Source organism: Pseudomonas sp. B1-22, assembly GCF_050474425.1.
Taxonomy (GTDB): domain Bacteria; phylum Pseudomonadota; class Gammaproteobacteria; order Pseudomonadales; family Pseudomonadaceae; genus Pseudomonas.
Map to the genome: position 1 here is coordinate 1,340,954 of NZ_JBCHVH010000001.1, position 19,814 is coordinate 1,360,767.

Annotated in this window: 15 protein-coding genes; 9 read left to right on the forward strand and 6 right to left on the reverse strand. The window is 65.9% G+C overall.

What is annotated here, in order from left to right; translation table 11 throughout:
* Nucleotides 1-15 precede the first annotated feature (15 nt).
* Nucleotides 16-1,401 (reverse strand): heavy metal sensor histidine kinase, encoded by a 1,386-nt coding sequence (locus ACQ5BL_RS06270; RefSeq protein WP_243807778.1) that lies wholly within the window; start codon nucleotides 1,399-1,401, stop codon nucleotides 16-18.
* Nucleotides 1,398-2,072 carry a heavy metal response regulator transcription factor gene (locus ACQ5BL_RS06275; RefSeq protein WP_243807777.1) on the reverse strand — a complete coding sequence of 225 codons (675 nt, stop codon included), beginning with the start codon at nucleotides 2,070-2,072 and terminating at the stop codon, nucleotides 1,398-1,400. The genes ACQ5BL_RS06270 and ACQ5BL_RS06275 overlap by 4 nt, the downstream gene beginning before the upstream one ends.
* A gap of 456 nt (nucleotides 2,073-2,528) precedes the next feature.
* On the opposite strand from ACQ5BL_RS06275, the gene ACQ5BL_RS06280 reads away from it, so the two are divergent.
* Genes ACQ5BL_RS06280 through ACQ5BL_RS06295 form a run of 4 tightly spaced genes read left to right on the forward strand, consistent with a single transcriptional unit; the run spans nucleotide 2,529 to nucleotide 8,330 of the window.
* A complete protein-coding gene (locus ACQ5BL_RS06280; protein ID WP_207886613.1) occupies nucleotides 2,529-3,734 on the forward strand; it encodes a TolC family protein in 1,206 nt (401 codons plus the stop codon).
* Entirely contained in the window at nucleotides 3,712-3,879 is a 168-nt protein-coding gene (locus ACQ5BL_RS06285) for a hypothetical protein (protein ID WP_207886614.1), read from the forward strand. Before ACQ5BL_RS06280 ends, ACQ5BL_RS06285 begins: the two co-directional genes overlap by 23 nt.
* A gap of 38 nt (nucleotides 3,880-3,917) precedes the next feature.
* Complete coding sequence (locus ACQ5BL_RS06290; RefSeq protein ID WP_243807776.1) at nucleotides 3,918-5,168, forward strand: efflux RND transporter periplasmic adaptor subunit; 1,251 nt, start codon at nucleotides 3,918-3,920, stop codon at nucleotides 5,166-5,168.
* Nucleotides 5,169-5,180: 12 nt separating this feature from the next.
* On the forward strand, nucleotides 5,181-8,330 hold the full coding sequence (locus ACQ5BL_RS06295; RefSeq protein WP_243807775.1) for a CusA/CzcA family heavy metal efflux RND transporter: 3,150 nt from the start codon (nucleotides 5,181-5,183) through the stop codon (nucleotides 8,328-8,330).
* A 754-nt stretch (nucleotides 8,331-9,084) separates the two neighbouring features.
* Here the strand turns inward: ACQ5BL_RS06295 and ACQ5BL_RS06300 are convergent.
* Nucleotides 9,085-10,422 (reverse strand): OprD family porin, encoded by a 1,338-nt coding sequence (locus ACQ5BL_RS06300; RefSeq protein WP_243807774.1) that lies wholly within the window; start codon nucleotides 10,420-10,422, stop codon nucleotides 9,085-9,087.
* Nucleotides 10,423-10,687: 265 nt separating this feature from the next.
* On the opposite strand from ACQ5BL_RS06300, the gene ACQ5BL_RS06305 reads away from it, so the two are divergent.
* Complete coding sequence (locus tag ACQ5BL_RS06305) at nucleotides 10,688-11,038, forward strand: DUF3147 family protein (protein WP_243807773.1); 351 nt, start codon at nucleotides 10,688-10,690, stop codon at nucleotides 11,036-11,038.
* 71 nt (nucleotides 11,039-11,109) lie between these two features.
* Here ACQ5BL_RS06305 and ACQ5BL_RS06310 read toward each other — a convergent pair whose 3' ends face one another.
* Both ACQ5BL_RS06310 and ACQ5BL_RS06315 read right to left on the reverse strand, forming a co-directional pair.
* Nucleotides 11,110-12,420, reverse strand: a complete 1,311-nt coding sequence (locus ACQ5BL_RS06310; RefSeq protein WP_243807771.1) for an OprO/OprP family phosphate-selective porin — start codon at nucleotides 12,418-12,420, stop codon at nucleotides 11,110-11,112.
* A gap of 213 nt (nucleotides 12,421-12,633) precedes the next feature.
* Nucleotides 12,634-13,539 carry a LysR family transcriptional regulator gene (locus tag ACQ5BL_RS06315; RefSeq protein WP_243807770.1) on the reverse strand — a complete coding sequence of 302 codons (906 nt, stop codon included), beginning with the start codon at nucleotides 13,537-13,539 and terminating at the stop codon, nucleotides 12,634-12,636.
* Between the two features lie 582 nt (nucleotides 13,540-14,121).
* On the opposite strand from ACQ5BL_RS06315, the gene ACQ5BL_RS06320 reads away from it, so the two are divergent.
* Nucleotides 14,122-14,838 (forward strand): class I SAM-dependent methyltransferase, encoded by a 717-nt coding sequence (locus tag ACQ5BL_RS06320; RefSeq protein ID WP_243807769.1) that lies wholly within the window; start codon nucleotides 14,122-14,124, stop codon nucleotides 14,836-14,838.
* Between the two features lie 179 nt (nucleotides 14,839-15,017).
* Here ACQ5BL_RS06320 and ACQ5BL_RS06325 read toward each other — a convergent pair whose 3' ends face one another.
* Nucleotides 15,018-15,419, reverse strand: a complete 402-nt coding sequence (locus ACQ5BL_RS06325; protein WP_243807768.1) for a GFA family protein — start codon at nucleotides 15,417-15,419, stop codon at nucleotides 15,018-15,020.
* Between the two features lie 197 nt (nucleotides 15,420-15,616).
* On the opposite strand from ACQ5BL_RS06325, the gene ACQ5BL_RS06330 reads away from it, so the two are divergent.
* From ACQ5BL_RS06330 to ACQ5BL_RS06340, 3 genes are read left to right on the forward strand one after another with little or no spacing between them, the layout of a single operon-like run.
* Nucleotides 15,617-16,399: an efflux RND transporter periplasmic adaptor subunit gene (locus ACQ5BL_RS06330; RefSeq protein ID WP_430292857.1), complete on the forward strand. Its 783-nt coding sequence runs from the start codon at nucleotides 15,617-15,619 to the stop codon at nucleotides 16,397-16,399.
* Nucleotides 16,396-17,715 carry an efflux RND transporter periplasmic adaptor subunit gene (locus tag ACQ5BL_RS06335; protein ID WP_243807766.1) on the forward strand — a complete coding sequence of 440 codons (1,320 nt, stop codon included), beginning with the start codon at nucleotides 16,396-16,398 and terminating at the stop codon, nucleotides 17,713-17,715. Before ACQ5BL_RS06330 ends, ACQ5BL_RS06335 begins: the two co-directional genes overlap by 4 nt.
* Nucleotides 17,712-19,808, forward strand: a complete 2,097-nt coding sequence (locus ACQ5BL_RS06340) for an HlyD family efflux transporter periplasmic adaptor subunit (RefSeq protein ID WP_243807765.1) — start codon at nucleotides 17,712-17,714, stop codon at nucleotides 19,806-19,808. Before ACQ5BL_RS06335 ends, ACQ5BL_RS06340 begins: the two co-directional genes overlap by 4 nt.
* Nucleotides 19,809-19,814: the final 6 nt, after the last annotated feature.

Consider the following 19,814-nt stretch of genomic DNA (forward strand, 5'->3'; position numbering starts at 1 on the left):
CAGGGCCGGCATGACTCATTCGGGCAGGGGTGGAAAGGCCAGGCGGAAACGCGTCGGGCCTTCCACCGAACTCTCGGCGCTGGCCGTGCCCTGGTGCAGTTCCATGATCGAACGCACGATGGCCAGCCCCAGTCCGGTGCCGCCATCGGCGCGGGAGCGGCCCTTGTCCACCCGGTAGAAGCGCTCGAACAGGTGCTCCAGATGCTGCGGCGCAATACCCGCGCCGGGATTCTCCACCTGCAGCACGACCGCTTCCTGATCGCCTTCGACGCTCAGCCGGATGTGCCCGCCTTCGGGCGTGTGGCGGATGGCGTTGGACAGCAGGTTGGAAATGGCGCGCTGGATCATCAGGCGGTCGCCCAGTACCCAGCCGTGGCCGTCGATCTCGATTGTCTGGGATTTCTCCTCCGCGCTGAAGGCGAACAGTTCGGCGACCTTCCGTGCTTCTTCATCCAGCCGTACCGGTTCTCTGGGCAGCAGCGCCTTGGGGTGGCTGACCTGGGCCAGGAACAGCATGTCGCTGACGATGCGCGTGACCCGCTCCAGCTCCTCGATGCCCGAGGCCAGCACGGCTTCGTACTCCGCCTTCTCCCGTGGCCGCGACAGCGTCACCTGGGCCTTGCCCAGCAGGTTGCCGATCGGCGAGCGCAACTCGTGGGCGAGGTCGTCGGAGAACTGGGTGAGCTGCTGCACGCCATTGTCCAGCCGGTGCAGCATCAGGTTCAGTGCCCGCGCGGTGTCGCCCAGCTCGCGCGGCAGGTGCTGCACCGGCATGCGGTGGCTGAGGTCCTCGGTGGAGACCAGCGAGGCGACCTTGCCGAAGCGCCGCAAGGGCTGCAGGCCGCGCTTGGCCACCACCCGCGCGCCAAAGGCGATCAACAGCAGCAGCGGCGGCATCGCCAGCAAGGCGGAGCGCAGGAAGGCGCCGAGCAGGGCGTCGTCGTCGCGCCGATCCAGGGTCAGGAATACCCGTACCGTGCTGCCGTCGCGCAGCTGCACCTGAATGCGCCCGGTCAGCAGGCGACGGCCGTCCTCGGTGCTCCAGCTGAAGGGCCGGCCGTTGCCGGCGAAATCATCGAGGGTGGCCAGGTCCGCCTCCCGGCCGCTGTTGAACAGCGCCGGTTGGCCGTGCCGCATTTCCAGCAGCGCGGCACTCAGGTTGTCGTGCCCCATCAACTGGTCCTTCAGCGCGTAGCCGCGCAGCGGCAGCGCGGCGAGGCCGGGGTCCACGTCGAGACTGTGGCGCAGTTGCCCCAGCTTGTCTTCCAGTGCCCGCGCGGCGCGGACGTCCAGCTGGTGATCGAGCGCGAGGTAGGCGAGCGCCACCAGCAGGAGCATCAGCACCGAGCCGAGCAGGCCGACCCACAGGCCGATGCGCAACGACAGGCTGGCCGGTCTCATGTTCGCGCCTCCAGCACATAGCCGACGCCGCGCAGGGTGTGGATCAGCTTGTCGGCGAAGGGATCGTCGATCTTCGCCCGCAGTCGGCGCACCGTGACTTCCACCACGTTGGTGTCGCAGTCGAAGTTCATGTCCCACACCAGGGAGATGATCTGGGTGCGCGAGAGCACTTCGCCGCTGCGGCTCATCAACAGGTGCAGCAGGGCGAACTCCTTGCTGGTCAGGTCGATGCGCTGGTTGTCGCGGTAGGCGCGGTGGCGGCCGGGGTCGAGCTCCAGCCCGCCGATCTGCAATACCTGCGGCTGCTCGATGCGCTCGCTGCGGCGCAGCAGCGAGCGTATCCGCGCCAGCAGTTCGGGGAATTCGAAGGGCTTGAGCAGGTAGTCGTCGGCGCCCAGGTCGAAGCCTTTCACCCGCTCGGTGAGGCGGCCACGGGCGGTGAGCATCATTACCCGGATGTCGCTGTGCTCGCGCAGGCTGGCGAGCACGTCCCAGCCATCCATCTGCGGCAGGTTCACATCCAGGATGATCAGGTCGTAGGCGCACTGCCGGGCCAGGTGCAGGCCGTCGACGCCGTTGTCGGCGCGATCGACCACATAACCGCTTTCGCTCAGTCCCTGTTGCAGATAATCGGCCGTCTTGGGGTCGTCCTCGATGAGCAGGATTTTCATGGGTGAGTTATCCGGTAATGACTTGAATAATGGCGCTGCGCTATTTCAGGCAGGCAGGAAAGTTCGTCGCCGCTGGCACAGGGCGCGCAGTCTAGAAGCTGTAGCGACTTCAGGGTCAACAGTGCCGGTGGTGTGCGAAGTGTTGCGAATTGATTCTGTAAGCCACTGAGTTAGATAGGTTTTCCAGGGCGGATGAAGAGCGATTGAAACTTGCCAATTGTTTCCTGAAGTTACATGGAAATGCGCGCAGTCCTTTTTAAATACATACAACGAGAATGAGCCGGCTGGCCAATTACATGTTTGTAATTATCCAGTCACCTTGTCGCTAGAGAGACGCTTCTAGATTCGCCGGTGGAAATGACGGCGCGCCGTCGAAGTTAAATCCACCGTGTGAGGTTCACTGTGCGTTCGAGTCGTTCTGGAGGCGTTTTCCGTTGGCCGGCGAGAGGCGGTTGGATGCTCGGTCTGCTGCTGTTCGGCAGCCTGGCCCAGGGCCGCGAGATCGGCGTCGGCGAGGCCTTGCAGGCCGCCTTCGCCAATAACCCCGATCTGGCTGCCAGCGGCCGCGACATCGGCATCGCCCAGGGGCTGCGCGAACAGGCCGGGCTGCTGCCCAACCCGACGCTGTCGTGGGAGCAGGAGGGCACCGAGTCCGCCAACCGTACCACCACCATCGGCATCAGCCAGCCGCTGGAGCTGGGCGGCAAGCGCGGTGCGCGGGTGGCCCTGGCCGAGCGCGGCCAGGACGCTGCCGCGCTGGGCGTGCAGGCGCGCCGCAACGAACTGCGCGGCGCGGTGATCTCCGGTTTCTACGCAGCCCTGCGTGCCCAGGAGCGCGAGCGCCTCGCGCAGCAGTCGGTGGCGCTGGCGCAGCGCGGGCTGACGGCGGCAGAAGGCCGGGTGCGCGCCGGCAAGGCGGCGCCGCTGGAGGCCAATCGCGCCCAGGTGCAACTGGCCGAAGTGCGCCTGGAGCAGGAGCGGGCGCGGCGCGAGCGGGCCGATGCCTACCAGGGCCTGGCCGCCCTGATGGGCCTGCCGACGCCGGACTTCAGCGCCGTGCGCAGCGCCGTCGCCGACCGCCTGCCACGCCTGCCGAGCAGCGACGAACTGCTGCGCCGCCTGGGCGACAGCGCGGAAATGCGCCTGGCGCAGACTCGCATCGAGGAGGGCGAGGCGGCGCTGAATCTGGCGAAGACCCAGCGCATCCCCGACCTCGATGTCAGCCTGGGCAGCCAGGAGGCCATCGAGGATGGCAGGAGCGATCGCATCGCGGTGATCGGCCTGAGCATGCCGCTGCCGCTGTTCGACCGTAACCAGGGCAACATCCTCGCCGAGGCCCGCCGCGCCGACCAGGCGCGCGACCTGCGCAACGCCACCGAGCTGCGCCTGCGCCAGGAAACCCAGCAGGCGCTGCAGCAATGGAGCACGGCGCAGGTGGAGGTGAGCGCCTTCCGCAGCACCATTCTGCCCAGCGCGCAGACCGCCGTGGAAAGCGCCACCCGCGGCTTCGAGATGGGCAAGTTCGGCTTCCTCGAAGTGCTCGACGCCCAGCGCACCCTGATCACCGCCCGCGACCAGTACCTCCAGGCCCTGGCCCAGGTCAGCGATGCCTGGGGCCGTATCGAGCGGGTCTACGGCGATGTCGGCGCGTCGGCGCCTTAGCGCCTGGCGCGCCGGCCTGGGCCTCGCGTTCGCCGTGCTGGCGACTTCCGCCCACGCACCGACCCGCCACTGGCCCTCCGGACACTGGTGCATCCACGACCTGATCCGCCAACTGCACCACCTATTCATCAGTCCCGGCGCCTGACGCCCACGCGTCGGCCCCGGACCTTCCGCGGAGTCCCCATGATCAAGAAAACCCACCTTGCCGGCGCCCTGATACTGGCGTCGGTACTGGGCGTCAGCGCCTTCACCTGGCAGATCGGCGAGCGTCCGTCCGCTGGGCACCAGGATGACCCGGCCCATGCCGATGGCGAACATCACGGCAGCGCCGCCCCGGCCAGCCACGCCGAATCCGCCGGCCACGCCGACGGCGAGCATGCCCACACCGCGTCGGCCGAACCCGAGGGCGAGGGCCTGCACCTGAGCGCCGAGCAGATCGGCGCCGCCGGCATCCAGCTGGTGACCGCCGGTCCCGGCCAGCTCGACGAAGGCTTCAGCCTGCCGGGGGAAATCGGCTTCGACGAAGACCGTACCGCCCACATCGTGCCGCGCACGCCCGGCGTGGTGGAGTCGGTGGCGGTGGAACTGGGGCAGAGCGTGAAGCGGGGCGCGCTGCTGGCGGTGATCGCCAGCCAGCAGGTCTCCGAGCTGCGCAGCGAACTGGCCGCCGCCCAGCGCCGGGTGAGCCTGGCGAGCAAGACCTTCGAGCGCGAGCGCGAACTGTGGCGCGAGAAGATCTCCGCCGAGCAGGACTACCTGCAGGCGCGGCAGGACCTGGAAGAAGCGCAGATCGCCCTGGCCAACGCCCGGCAGAAGACCAACGCCCTGAGCGGAGTGTCGGCCAGCGCCGGCGGCAACCGCTACGAACTGCGCGCGCCCTTCGACGGCGTGGTGGTGGAGAAGCACCTGGTACCGGGCGAGGTGGTCAGCGAGGCCACCGCCGCCTTCACCCTGTCCGACCTGTCGCGGGTCTGGGCCACCTTCAGCGTTGCCCCGCAGGACCTGGCGCGGGTGCAGGTGGGCAAGCCGGCGCGGGTCGAGGCGGCGGACCTCGGCATGCACGTCGAGGGCCGCGTGAGCTACGTCGGCAACCTGCTCGGCGAGCAGACCCGCAGCGCCGTGGCCCGCGTCACCCTGGCCAACCCCGACGGCGCCTGGCGCCCCGGCCTGTTCGTCAACGTGCGGGTCAGCGACCGCGCGCGCCCGGTGCCGGTGGCCGTGCCGGAACAGGCGATCCAGGAGGTGGAGGGCAAACCCAGCGTGTTCGTGCGCAACGCCGAAGGCTTCGCCGTGCGCCCGGTCGATCTGGGCATGCGCAGCGCCGGCAAGGTGGAGGTGCTCGCCGGTCTTGCGGCGGGCGACCAGGTGGCGGGCGAGGGCAGCTTCGTCCTGAAATCCGAGCTGGGCAAAAGCTCGGCCTCCCACGCGCACTGACGGGGCGAGACCATGTTCGAACGCATCATCCGTTTCGCCATCGAGCAGCGTTATCTGGTGCTGCTGGCCGTCCTCGGCATGGCTGGCCTGGGCATCGCCAGCTACCAGAAGCTGCCCATCGACGCGGTACCTGACATCACCAACGTGCAGGTGCAGGTCAACACCTCGGCGCCGGGGTTCACGCCGCTGGAGACCGAGCAGCGCGTCACCTACCCGGTGGAAACCGCCATGGCGGGGTTGCCGGGATTGCAGCAGACCCGCTCGATTTCCCGTTCGGGGCTGTCCCAGGTGACCGTGATCTTCAAGGACGGCACCGACCTGTTCTTCGCCCGGCAACTGGTCAATGAGCGCCTGCAACAGGCCCGCGAGCAGTTGCCCGAAGGCGTGGAGTCCGCCCTCGGGCCGATCTCCACCGGCCTGGGTGAAATCTTCCTCTGGACCATCGAGGCCGAGGAGGGCGCGCGCAAGGAGGACGGCACTCCGTACACGCCGACCGACCTGCGGGTGATCCAGGACTGGGTGGTCAAGCCGCAGCTGCGCAACGTGCCCGGCGTGGCCGAGGTGAACACCATCGGCGGCTTCGCCAAGCAGTTCCAGGTGGCCCCGGACACCCGCCGCCTGGCCGCCTACCGCCTGACCCTGGCGGACGTGATCGCCGCCCTGGAGCGCAACAACGCCAACGTCGGCGCCGGCTACATCGAGCGCAACGGCGAGCAGCTGCTGGTGCGCGCACCGGGGCAGGTGGAAAGCCTGGAGGACATCGCCAACATAGTCGTGGCCAATGTCGACGGTACGCCGATCCGCCTGCGCAATGTCGCCGAGGTGGAACTGGGCCGCGAGCTGCGCACCGGCGCGGCCACCGAGAACGGTCGCGAAGTGGTGCTCGGCACCGTGTTCATGCTGATCGGCGAGAACAGCCGCAGCGTCGCCAAGGCCGCCGCCGCCAAGCTGGACGAGATCAACCGCACGTTGCCGGCCGGGGTCAAGGCCGTGACCGTCTACGACCGCACGCAACTGGTGGACAAGGCCATTGCCACGGTCAAGCGCAATCTCACAGAGGGCGCGATCCTGGTCATCGCCATCCTCTTCCTGTTCCTGGGGAATATTCGCGCGGCGCTGATCACTGCCATGGTGATTCCGCTGGCCATGTTGTTCACCTTCACCGGCATGTTCAGCAACCGCGTCAGCGCCAACCTGATGAGCCTGGGCGCGCTGGACTTCGGCATCATCGTCGACGGCGCCGTGGTGATCGTCGAGAACGCCATCCGACGCCTGGCCCACGCCCAGCAGCACCACGGCCGCATGCTGACCCGCAGCGAGCGCCTGCACGAAGTCTTCGCCGCCTCGAAGGAGGCGCGCCGCGCGCTGATCTACGGGCAGCTGATCATCATGGTGGTGTACCTGCCGATCTTCGCCCTCACCGGCGTCGAGGGAAAAATGTTCCACCCCATGGCCTTCACCGTGGTGCTGGCGCTGCTGGGGGCGATGATCCTCTCGGTGACCTTCGTGCCGGCGGCCATCGCGCTGTTCATCACCGGCAAGGTGAAGGAAGAGGAGAACCTGCTGATGCGCGGCGCGCGCCGCGCCTATGAGCCGGTGCTGGACGCGGTGATGGCGCGGCGTGCCTGGGTGTTCGCCGGTGCCGCCGTGCTGGTGGTGCTCTCCGGGCTGCTGGCCAGCCGCATGGGTAGCGAGTTCGTGCCCAGCCTGGGCGAGGGCGACTTCGCCCTGCAGTCGCTGCGCACGCCGGGCACCAGCCTGTCGCAATCGGTGGCCATGCAGGAGCGTCTGGAGCAGCAGGTACTGGCCAAGGTGCCGGAGGCCGAGCGCATGTTCAGCCGCACCGGCACGGCGGAGATCGCCTCCGACCCGATGCCGCCGAACATCTCCGACGCCTATGTGATGTTGAAACCCAAGGACCAGTGGCCCGACCCCAGCAAGACCCGCGCGCAACTGGAAGCGGAAATCCAGGAAGCCGCCAACGGCGTGCCGGGCAGTGCCTACGAGCTGTCGCAGCCGATCCAGCTGCGCTTCAACGAGCTGATCTCCGGGGTGCGCAGCGACGTGGCGGTGAAGGTCTTCGGCGACGACATGGCGGTGCTCAACCAGACCGCCGAACAGATCGCCGGGGTGCTGCGCCGGGTGCAGGGCTCGTCCGAGGTGAAGGTCGAGCAGACCAGCGGGCTGCCGGTACTCACGGTGAACATCGACCGCCAGCGCGCGGCGCGCTACGGCCTCAATGTCGGCGACATCCAGGACACGGTCGCGGTGGCCGTGGGTGGTCGCCAGGCCGGCACCCTGTTCGAGGGTGACCGCCGCTTCGACCTGATCGTGCGCCTGCCGGAGAACCTGCGCAGCGACATCGACGCGTTGTCGCGCATGTTGATCCCGGTGCCGGCTCCGGCCAGCGCCACCGATACGCGGATCGGCTTCATCACCCTCGGCGAGGTGGCGCGCCTGGAACTGATCCAGGGGCCGAACCAGGTCAGCCGCGAGAACGGCAAGCGCCTGGTGGTGGTGAGCGCCAACGTGCGTGGGCGGGATATCGGCTCGTTCGTTGCCGAGGCCAGCGGGAAGATCGAGCAGCAGGTGAAGCTGCAGGCTGGTTACTGGACCACCTGGGGCGGCCAGTTCGAGCAGCTGCAATCGGCGGCGCAGCGCTTGCAGATCGTGGTGCCGGTGGCGCTGCTGCTGGTCTTCACCCTGCTGATGATGATGTTCAACAACCTGCGCGACGGGCTGGTGGTGTTCACCGGCATTCCCTTCGCCCTGACCGGCGGCGTGGTGGCGCTGTGGCTGCGGGACATTCCGCTGTCGATCTCCGCGGGCGTCGGCTTCATCGCGCTGTCGGGCGTGGCGGTGCTCAACGGCCTGGTGATGATCTCCTTCATCCGCAGCCTGCGGGAGGAGGGGCGCGGTCTCGACGCGGCGATCCGCGAGGGCGCGCTGACCCGGTTGCGGCCGGTGCTGATGACGGCGCTGGTGGCGTCGCTGGGCTTCGTGCCGATGGCGCTGGCCACCGGGACCGGCGCGGAAGTGCAGCGGCCGCTGGCGACGGTGGTGATCGGCGGCATCCTGTCCTCGACCACGCTGACGCTGCTAGTGCTGCCGGCGTTGTATCGGTGGATGCATCGGCGGGATGAGGATGCGCAGAGCGCCTGACGCCTATGGTGGGGGCGCCAAGCCCATGCTTGCGATGGCGCCTATGGCGCGCTCCTACAGGTTGGCGCCATCGTCTTTCTCGATGCTTCGGGTTTGGGTATTTCTGCGCCGCTTCGGCGTGTGCTGATGTAGTGGGTTTCGCCCCCTCGGGCGACCTACTTTGGCAAACGACCCAAAGTAGGCAAAGGTCTTGCCCCGGACATCCGGTTTTTCGCCTAGGCGAAAAATTCCCTCATTGAAGCGGAGTTTCAGGGGCACGCCACGAAGGGCCATCCCTGGCCCATCGTGGCTCTCGCGACATCCATGTCGCTCAACCCCTGAAACTCCGCTTCAACGAGGCCTCCTGAACGGGGCATTCGGAGTGTGCGGCGGTTTCTCTGGAAGTCTTCGAAATCCAGAGCCAAGGCCGGGGCGATGCTCTCGTAGGAGCGGACCTTGTCCGCGAAATCCGTTGTGGCGGAATCTGATCCCCCCAGGAAATGACGGGATGCAGCGCCGCATTGCAGGAGCGGGCTATGCGTGTGATCGCGAGCAGGCCCCGTTTTTCCGGCAAAAAAAAGGCGCCCATTCGGGCGCCAAGTGTTCCTCTCTCTCCAAAGGGGCACGTGGAGCGCCAGAAAGAGGAGCGGTATTGCGGGGCATCATCCACCGTGGGGAGGTGATGGATTCCTTTATACGCAGCGGCACCTAACAGGACGCTGAGCCGAAACTGACAATTCCGACATCTGCCCGCCCGGCGCCACGGCGCATCGGTTTACATCAGCGACAGCGGGTATTCGACGATCAGCCGCACCTCGTCCAGGTCCGACTCGAAGGCGGTGGCGCGGGTGGTGGCCTGGCGCACGCGCAGCGACAGGTCCTTCAGGCTGCCTTCCTGGAACACGTACTTGGCTTCGACGTCACGCTCCCAGCGCTTCTGGTCAGTGAGCGGATTGCCGTTGTCGTCCTCGCGCATGTACACGCTGTTGGCGTTGGAGTAGTCGGCGTCGCTGCCGCGCGCGTAGCGGGTCATGAAGCTCAGGCCCGGCACGCCGTAGGTGGCCATGTCCAGGTCGTAGCGGGCCATCCAGGACTTCTCCTTCGGCGAGTTGAAGTCGCTGTACTGGATGGAGTTGTCCAGGTAGATCGAGTCGGACTGGCGCAGGTAGTCGAAGTCGTTGTTGCCGTTGTTGCGCTGGTAGCTCAGGGTCACGCGGTGCGCGCCGAAGTGCACGCCGGTGTTGGCGCTCCAGATGTTGGTATTGAACTCGCCGAGCAACTGGCGGCCTTCGTCCTGGGACTTGTAGTAGTTGAAGCCGCCGAACAGCTCCACCGTCTCGGTGAGCGGGAAGTTCAGCGCGGTGCCGAAGTAGTACTGGTTCCAGGCGTCCTTCAGGCGGCTGCTGTAGAGGCTGACGCTGGCATTGTCGTTGATCGCGTAGTCGCCGCCGCCGTAGGCGAGCCAGGGCGAATCCACCGGGCCTGCGTAGAAGGTCTCGAAGCCGTCGTCCATCTGCCGCGACTGCGGCTGGCTCATGGAGTGCAGGCGGCCGCCCTGCAGGGTCAGGCCTTCCAGGCTGGTGTTCTGCAGGGTGAAGCCACGGAAGCTCTCCGGCAGCAGGCGCGAGTCGCCGTAGTGGACCACGGGCGTCTCCGGGAACACGTCGCCGAACTTCGCCACCGTGTCCCACAGGCGCACCTTGGCGGCGCCGCCGGCCTTGGCGTAGTCGCTCTCGGTGTTGCCTTCGTTGTCGGTGGGCAGCACGTCCACCGAACTGCCGGCACCGTTGCGGCCGCCGCCGGTATCCAGCTGGAAGCCGAGCATGGCGAAGGCGTCCACGCCCACGCCGACCGTGCCCTGGGTGAAGCCGGACTCGAACTTGCCCATGATCCCCTGGGCCCAGACTTCCGAGTAGCCATTGCCGCGCGGCGGCATGGACTGGCCCTTGCGGGCGTCGCGGTTGAAATAGAGGTTGCGGGCGAGGATGTCCAGGCTGGCGCCTTCGAGGAAACCTTCGGCTTTCTCTTCGGGTAGAGCCTCGGCGTGGACGGTTGGCGTGGCGACGCCCAGGGCCAGCAGGGATGCGGCCAGGGGGAGTTTGCGTCGGTACATGGTGTGTGCTCCTAAGGGCAGGGTGGTTGTCACCGCCTGCTGTTGTTGTTTTCGCCCAGGCGTGGCGAGGGCCACGGGCATCGTGTAGGAGCGCGGATAACGGCTGGATGAGCGGGAGGTGACAAATCTGTAAGGCGGGGCAGGCGGGATATACCCGATCGATCCAGGTTCGATGGGTAGCCGGCTTCTTAACGGCACCGAGACTGGATAGGATTCCAGCCAGAGCGCAACATGCCGCCACCCCGCGTGCGCCCCTGGAGCAGCCATGGCCTGGATCATCACCAAATACTTTCTCACCGCCGGCATCGTGGTGCTGGTGTCCGAACTGGCCAAGCGCAGCGACAAGCTCGGCGGCCTGGTCGCCGCGCTGCCGTTGGTGACGGTGCTGACGCTGATCTGGCTGTACGTCGAGCAGCAGAGCCAGGAGAAGATCGCCAACCATGCCTGGTACACCTTCTGGTACGTGGTGCCGACGCTGCCGATGTTCCTGGCCTTCCCGCTGCTGCTGCCGCGCCTGGGCTTCTGGCCGACGCTGATCGCCTGCATCCTCATCACCATGACGTGCTTCGGGCTGTTCGCGCTGTTCGTGCGGCGGTTCGGGATCGAGTTGCTTTGAGCGAGCGCGCCGGGATGGAAATGAAAAAGGGACACCCAGGTGTCCCTTTTTCATTTTCGTGGGGCGGCTGCTCAGAAGACGTACTGCAAGCGCATCACCATGCCGTCGCCGCTATCGTCGCCGTTTTCGTTGGTCACGTTCTCGGTGCTGGCCTTGACGTAGTTGGCGCTGATCTTTACCGCTTCGTTGGCGTACCAGTTGACGCCCAGGGTGTGGGTGTTGCCTTCGGCATCGCCGACCTGGCGGGTGGCGGTGCTGGTGGTGACGTTCTCGTCGTCGACGGTGATGGAGTCGTAGCGGTAGAAGACTTCCCAGGCGCCGGTCTGCTTGTTGGCCGGTTTGATGGTGTCGAATTTGGCGCCGTCGAGCTTGTAGATGCGCGCCTCGCCGGTGAGGGTGTAGGCGACCTGCCCGTAGTAGCCCGAGGCGTTCACGTCGCCTTCGGCTTCGTCGGCCTTGAGCTTGCGGCTCAGGTATTCGGCCTGGACGGAGAACGCGTTCATGGCCCAGGCGCCTTCCAGGCCCCAGACCGAGTCGTCCTTCCACAGCCCTTCGCTGGCGGCCATGCCGCCGAAGACGCCACGGTTGCCGTTGTCGCCGGCGTCGTTGCCGCCGTTGGTGTCCACGCCGCGCATGCCCATGCGGGGGCGGATGCGGGTATCGACGGCGGCGTCCTTGAGGTCGCGGTAGGCGAACTGCGCGCCGATGTGGAGCACGTTGCCCGGTTGGTTCAGCGGGGCGAACACGCCGCGCAGGTTGTAGCGCTTCACGCTGTCGCCGTCGGTGTCGTCGTTGTTCTCGCTGAACACGCTGCCGGAGAGGAAGGCCATGTCGGCGACGGTGCTGCTGGCCTGGATGCCCATGCCGTTGTTGTCGTTGATCCACTCGGCCAGGTCATAGGTGATGTTGCGCTCCAGGGCGGTCACCCATTTGGAGCTGGTGGCCTTTTCCAGGCCGAAGTCGGTGTAGAGGCGGCCGAACTTGAGGTTGACCGGCGCAAAGCCGGTGTAGGTGACGCTGGCTTCGTCGAAGTAGCCGGTGTCGTCGTTGCCGGTGTTGTGCGAGAGGTCGTAGTTGATCTGGTACTTCCAGTCTTTGTAGGCGGTGCCGCCGATCTCGATGAAGGCGCGGCGCAGGTAGGCGGCGTCGGCGGTGTTGCCGTTCTTCGTGTAGTAGTCGTCGAAGCGGCTGTAGTCCGCCTGCAGGCGGCCGCCGAGCTTGAAGCTGAACTCCTTGTCGGTGGTCGCCACTTCGAGCCCGCCCTTGGTCTTGATGACGATATCGGCTCCATCGGTGGTGACGGTGCCGGCCTGGGCCGACAGGCTGGCGGCACTCAACAGCAGGCCCAGGGTGGGCCATTGAGCGTGGGTTTTGCCGAACATGCGCTTCTCCTCGTTGCGTCGTGTAGTGGTTGACGGGGCGCAGGCTCGGCGGGGCGGATGACGGTTCTGTGCTTTTTGCGTGTCACTTGCGTGACGATCGGTGGGGGGCTGCCGCAAGGGCAGGCACGGCGCGGGGTGGGCGTTTCTCCAGGCGGGTTTCGATTGTTTCAGGACGATGACGGTGGGGATTTTTCCCGGTGCACCGAGGTGCATTCAGTTGTCCGCAGTGAACCAGTCCCGGCGTTGTTCGAAGGCGCGCTGGACTATCGCGACGAGCGCTTCCACTTCACTCAGGTTCGCCGCCAGCGGCGCGACCGACAGCCAGGCGATGCGCTCCATGGGTTGTCTGAACAGGGGCTCCAGCGGGAGCAGGTTCCTTTCCAGCTTCGTCACGTACGCCGGGAGCAGGCCGATACAGGCGGAGTTGCGAACCAGCTCCCGGACCCAGGCCTGGGAGTGCACCTGCGCCACCGAGCTTTGCCGCTGGCGCAGGAGTTTGTTCCAGGGTTCGAAGCTCCTGATCGAGTCGTTGGCCGAGTGCTGGGCCAGCATGAAGTCGGTGAGGTCCGACGCCGCGCGGGGGAGCCGGCGGCCCGCGTAGCGCTTGGCCATGTGCGCGCAGTAGTGCAGGCGCGCCAGCAGGGTCGGCTTGCTCATGGCGAAGCCGGGATCGGGGCGGGGGCTGTCGGGGTCGGCTAGCCAGACCGTCACTTCCGCCGGCTCTTCCGGGGGGCCTTCCAGGGGAAGGATCTCCAGGTTCATTGCGGCATCCTTGCGTAGCCAGGCGATCAGGTCGCGGGCCAGGAAGTCATCCAACAGGTCGGACGGCACGGCCAGGCGTATGCGTCGCCGCCGGGTGCTGGCCACCTCCGGCTGCAGGTCGCCGAATCGCAGAGTCAATGCCTGTTGCAGCGCTTTTCCGGTAGGGCTCAGGCGCAGCGTGCGGTTCTCGTAGAAGAACAGCGGGCTGCCGATACTGGCTTCGAGCTTCATGAGCTGCCTGCGCATCAGCGTGACATGCAGGTTGAGGCTGCGGGCGGTTTGCCGGAAGCAGGCGCAGCGGGCGCTGGTGAGGAAGATCTGCGCCAACTGGCGGTCGATGGGGAGGTGCTCGAACATGGCGAAAAGGCTCGCAGCCCTCGTAGCCGAGGGCGTGGATTCACGGGACTGAGTCGTCCCGAGCCTATTGCCCGGTGTCTAACACGGGGATCGCAGGAAGTTGAGATATTTGTAAGGTTCGGAATTTCGCCAGGGCGGTGAGCCGGATTCATCGGCCTGGGCTGAACGGGGAGCCTTTCAGGCGATTCGGGAAATTCTCAAATGCGCCAATTCGTACATGAGGATAAATGGCAAATAAGGATGAATTCATTCTTTGCGTTCTAATTCTTTTCTGAACTTATTCAGTGGATTTGATAAATAAAAAGCATCCCTTTGCTGGCACTTTAACTGCAATTTGCCAGTTTAAGAAAGTGGCACTCCGTTGATCGCCTTGATACTGACGCAGAGCCCCAGGCCTGTATATTGGTCGCCTGCCGATGTGCCTGTGAATTTTCGAAAATCAGGCGTAATAAGAGCGGTGCCGACAGAGCCGCATTCATTGTTTATTGTTTCACTCAGCAGCCAATTCAGTTGTCTACTGCCGGGAAAAGTCGTCTTTAAACGCCGTCACGTTATTGAACTATCAATTACAGGATCGCGAAGATGAGCCAAGTCGCCGAGCCAGCTAAACTGATTACGGCCAAGGACTGGGACGAAAAATGGCAGGAAATTTTCAATCTTTATCAGAATGACATTCGCCACGCCTACTATATCGATGCCGTCCGAAGGCGCCATGAGACGCGGGTTCTGGAAATTGCCGCCGGCAGCTTCCGCGATATCGTGCAACTGACCAAGCGAGGTGTCGAAGGTCATGGTATCGATTTTTCTCCGGAGTCGGTCGCCCTGGCCCAGAAGCTTTATCCTTCATTGCAGGAGCGTTTCCAGGTGATGGATGCTTTTGATCTGCAGTATCCGGACAATCATTTTGATATCAGCTTCCATAACGGTTTCTGGGGGCTGTTTTCAGATGAAGACATTGATCGAATGGCACGGGAGCAGGCACGCATCACCAAGGGAAGAATGATCGTGACCGTGCATAATGCTCATAATCATGCGTTTGCCGAATTGTTCAACTCGGAAAAACAGCGTGATCCATTATTCAATATCCGCTTCTTTACCCTCGATCAGATGCACGGAATCCTCAGTAAAGTCGCCCGCAAGATAACTGTCATTCCGGTTGGAAAAGGCAATAGATTCCATGAGGATTGGCTTATACGCCACGGCCTGCATGACCCGTTCCTGCTCAACATGGTGTTCAAGTTTTCCGGCACTCGCTACCTTGAGTGCAGTGAGCGCCTGATGTGTATTGCCGAGTTGTAACAACCTGATGGCAGCAGTCAAAAGGGCCTTGTTTTCGCAAGGCCCTTTTTATTGGTCTGCGCAACGGGGGAACGCGAATGGCTGCCGTGAGCCGGATTCTGATGCAGCCGACGGGGTACGTACCCGCGTTCCCGCAGTTCTTCTCCGCATTGCAGGCGAGCGCGTTCGAGCCAACGCTGTCACTCCGTTTGCGCCCAGTGATCCGGCAGCTCGAACCAGGGAACCGTGGAGGCTACCTGGACATGCTTTTGCTTGTGCGGGGTGAAGGCCGTGTCCAGGGTGCCGAGGGCTATCGAGATCCAGTCGGAGAACTCACCCTGGTTTTTCGACCAGAACAACGATGAGCCGCAGTGGCTGCAGAACTGCCGCAGCACGGACTCGGAGGACGCGTAGTATTTGAGCGCCTCTGCGCCCGACAGGATACGCAGGTCGCTACGCGGCACGCTGGCGTAGCTGGCGAATGCCGCGCCGTGGCCTTTGCGGCACTGGCTGCAATGGCAGTGGCTCAGCGCCCTGGGCGGCGAGAGCAGTTCGTACCTGATCGTGCCGCACAGGCAGCTTCCCTGGAAAGACTCCGTCATCCTGCTGGCACTCCCTTGAAGAGGGCGGCAGCTTAAATAGAACGGGCCGGGCTGTCGAACCAGCGCGCAATCGCCCATACCTGCCTGGAATTGCACTTGGCGGGTCTGACTTTTCCCAATAAAGGAAAATTACGTCAGCCAATTTCCGGCGCCATAGGACTGCCGTACACTCCGCCGACTGCCGGGGAGGGCGAGCGATGCGTGGATGGGCGTGGCTGGGATTAGGACTGTCGTTGTACGGAGCCTGCGCGGCTCAGGGATCAGAGCAAGCTGCGGATGATCCATTGCTGGATGCGCCTGCTCCGTCCGGTGCTGCTGCCGGAGATGTGCGTGGCGTGCTGCGGGCGCGGGACCAGGCCATGCTGTCCAGCGAGCTGTCCGGACGCATCCTGGAAATGCCCTTCGCCGAAGGGCAGACCTTCCTCAAGGGCGACGTGCTGGTGCGCTTCGACTGCTCGGCCTACCAGGCCCAGCTCAACGCTGCCCAGGCCGGCGCCAAGGCGGCCAGCGAACAGTTGGGCCACAACCGCCAGTTGGCGGCATTGAATTCCGTGGGCCGTTTCGAGGTGGCGCTGGCCGAGGCCAAGCTCGCCGAGGCGCAGGCCCAGGCACAGGTCTACAGAGTTCAGGTCGGCCGCTGTGCGGTGCTCGCGCCCTTCGATGGCCAGGTGGTGCAACGCAAGGCGCAGCCGTTCGAGAGCGTTTCCGGCGGTGCGCCGCTGCTGGAAATCGTCGACAACCGCAGCCTGGAAATCCGTCTGCTGGTGCCGTCGCGCTGGGTGTCCCAACTGAAGGTGGGGCAGTCCTTCACCTTCGTTCCCGATGAGACCGGTCAGCCGCTGAAGGTCCAGGTCAAGCGCCTGGGTGCGCGGATCGACGAGGGCAGCCAGATGCTGCCGCTGATAGCTGCGTTGCCTGCCGATGCCAAGGGCCTGCTGGCTGGTATGAGCGGCAGCGCGCGCTTCGCGGATGCGCCATGAACGCGCCGCAGGTCGGCATGCTGGAGCGCGTCTTCGCGCAGTTCCTCGGCCTTGAACGGCAGGCGCGGGGCGCCGCTACTGTGGAGCAACTGGCCTATCACATGGTCAATGACGCCCAGGCGCTGTTCGCCTTCCGCCATGCGGCGTTGCTGATCGCCGGCAAGGTCAACGCGCTCACCGGCATCAGTGTGGTGGAGCCGAACTCGCCCTTCGTGGCTTTCGTCGAGCAAGCCTGCGCGCAGTTGCAGGCCCGTGGGGCGCTGAATGGTGCCCACTGCGTTGACTTCCAGGCGCTGGGGGCACAGCAGCAGGCGGACTGGCAGTCGCTGTCCGCCGGGGAGGTGTTCTGGCTGCCGTTCCTGGATCGTCAGGGCGCTCTTTTTGGCGGCCTCTGGCTCGCCCGCGAGCAGCCCTGGAACGACGCGGAGCAGGCGTTGCTGGCGCAACTGGGCAACACCTATGCCCACGCCTGGCTGGCGCTGCAACCGCGCAAGCCCTGGCGCCTGCGCTGGCCGAAGAAGAAGTTGCTGATGATCGCTGGCGCTGCTTGCCTGTTGCTCCTGGTGCCGGTGCGCCAGTCGGTACTGGCGCCGGCTGAAGTGGTGCCCCTGGGCGGTCGCGTGGTCGTTGCGCCGCTGGATGGGGTGATTGCCGAGTTCCTGGTCAAGCCCAATCAGACGGTGGCGGCCGGCGACCTGCTGGTGCGCTTCGACGCCACCAGCCTCAAGGCCCAGGCGGACGTCGCCGACCGTGCGCTGGGCGTTGCCGAGGCGGAGCTGAAGACCAGTACCCAGCGGGCCTTCGCCGATGCCGAATCGAGCGCTCGGGTCGACCTGCTGGCCGCACGGGTGGAACAGAAGCGCGCCGAGCGCGATTACGCCCGGCAGCTGTTGGCGCGCAGTGAGGTGCGTGCCGAGAGTGCTGGCATCGCGGTGTTCGCCGATGCCGAGCGCCTTACCGGCAAGCCGGTGCAGACCGGGGAGCGGCTGATGCAGATCGCCGACCCGGCCCAGGCCGAGCTGCGTATCGAGTTGCCGGTGGGGGACGCCATCTCCCTGGCGCCGGGGGGCGAGGTGGCGCTGTTCCTCGACAGCGATCCGTTGAGCCGTCACGACGCCCGGCTGGAGCGCGCCGCCTACGAAGCGCAGTCGACGGCGGCCGGGCAGCTTGCCTATCGGTTGGACGCGGCCTTCATCGACGCGTCGCCGCGCATCGGCCTGCGCGGTACCGCGAAGCTCTTCGGTGATCGCGTGCCGTTGGCCTATTACCTGCTGCGCCGGCCCCTGGCCGCGCTGCGCCAGAGCCTGGGCCTGTGATGCTGCCCGCCTTGCGCGTCGATTTGCAGCTTTCGCCTGCCGCGCCGGGGCTGGACGGCGCTCCGCAGTGGACCCTGGCCGACCCCTTGCGCGGGCGCTACTTCAAGCTCGGTTCCGCCGCCGTGCGCCTGTTGCGCCACTGGCCGCTGGGCGATCCGCAGCGCGTGCTGCAGGCGGCCAACGCCGAGCCCGGCCAGTCGCTGGGCGCGGAGGAGCTGGATGAGATGCTGCGCTTTCTGCGCGGCCATGACCTGATTGCCGCCCTTGATGAGCAGCAGCGCGCCAGTTACGCGCTGAAGGCGGCGGCGATGCGGCAGAGCCTGTGGCAGAAGGTGCTGCATCAGTACCTGTTCTTCCGCATCCCGTTGTGGCGGCCTGATGCCTTCCTCAATCGCGCCTGGCCGGTCCTGCAGCGCAACGGCGGGTGGATGCTGCGCTGGGCGTTGCCCCTCGTGTTCGCTCTGGGGTCGTTCCTGGTGGCCAGGGACTGGCAACGCTTCATCGCCACCTTTCCGCACCTGTTCAGCCTGGGCGGAGCACTGGCCTTTGGCGTGGCGCTGGGGTTTGCCAAGCTCTGCCACGAGTTCGGCCATGCCTTCATGGCCAAGCGCGCCGGCTGCCGCGTGCAGAGCATGGGCGTGGCGTTCATGGTGATGCTGCCGATGTTCTACACCGACGTCAGCGACGCCTGGCGGGTGAGCGACCGGCGCTCACGGCTGCTGATCGGCGCCGGTGGTGTGCTCGCCGAGCTGGTACTGGCGGTGCTGGCATTGCTGGCGTGGTCGCTGCTGCCGGACGGCCCGGCGCGCACCTCGGCGTTCATGCTGGCCAGCGCCACCTGGATCACCACGGTGCTGATCAACCTGAATCCGTTCATGCGTTTCGATGGCTACTTCCTGGTCAGCGACCTGCTCGGGGTGGAAAACCTCCAGGCCCGTGCCTTCGCCCTGTGCCGCTGGAGGCTGCGCGAGACCTTGTTCGGCTATGGCGAGCCGGCGCCTGAGCCCTGGCCCCCGGCCATGGCCCAGCGCCTGCTGCTCTGGGGCTTTGGCTCGTGGATCTGGCGCGCGGTGCTGTTCTTCGGTATCGCTCTGGCGGTCTACCACCTGTTCTTCAAGGTGCTGGGCATCTTCCTTATGCTGGTGGAGCTGGTCTGGTTCATTGGCCTGCCGGTCTGGCGGGAACTGCGCGAATGGTGGCGGCGACGTGACCAGGCCGAGCCGCGCAAGGTGCTTTTCGTGGGGGCTGGCCTGCTGCTCGCGCTGGTGTTGTTGGCCGTGCCCTGGCGGGCTTCGGTGGAGGTTCCGGCGTTGCTGGAGGCCTCCCGCGCCACGGCCCTGCACGCGCCCGTGGCGGCCCGGCTGAAAGCATTGCAGGTAGTGGATGGCCAGACAGTTGAGCAGGGCGCGTTGCTGCTGGAGCTGGAGTCCCCGGACCTGGATGCCAGGCAAACCATTGCCCGCAGCGAGATCGAGATTCTCCAACTGCAATTGCGCCGACAGGCCGCGCGCAGCGAAACCGTTGGCGATACCGGGATCATCGAGCAGAAACTCGCCGAGGCCGTGGCCGAGTACCGGGGGTTGGCGGCGCAGCGTGAGCGCTTGCAGATCCGGGCGCCGCAGGCAGGCGTGGTGCGCGACCTGCTGCCCGACCTGACGCTGGGGCGTTGGCTCAGCCCCGGCGAGGTCCTGGCGCGGGTAGTGGAGCCGGGCCAGCGGCTGCGCGGCTATCTCGCCGAGGAGAATCTCTGGCGCGTGCAGCCCGGCGCCCAGGGGCGCTTCATCGCCGACGACCCGGCGCGCCCGGCACTGGCGGTGCGCCTGGACGAAGTGGATGCCACCGGCGTTGCCTACCTGGAACTGGAGGCCCTGGTCTCCGACCACCATGGCCCGATTGCCGTGCGCCGCGACGAGCAGCGCCGCGCCGAACCGGTGCAGGCGCAGTACGGCGTGCGCCTGAGCCTGCTGGATGCTGCTTTCCACCCGACGCAACCGCTGCGTGGCGTGGTCGTGCTGGACGGGGCGGGGCAGTCGTTGCTGGGCAGCGCCTGGCGCCGGCTGGCGGCGTTGGGAGTGCGAGAAAGCGGTTTTTGAAGTGAC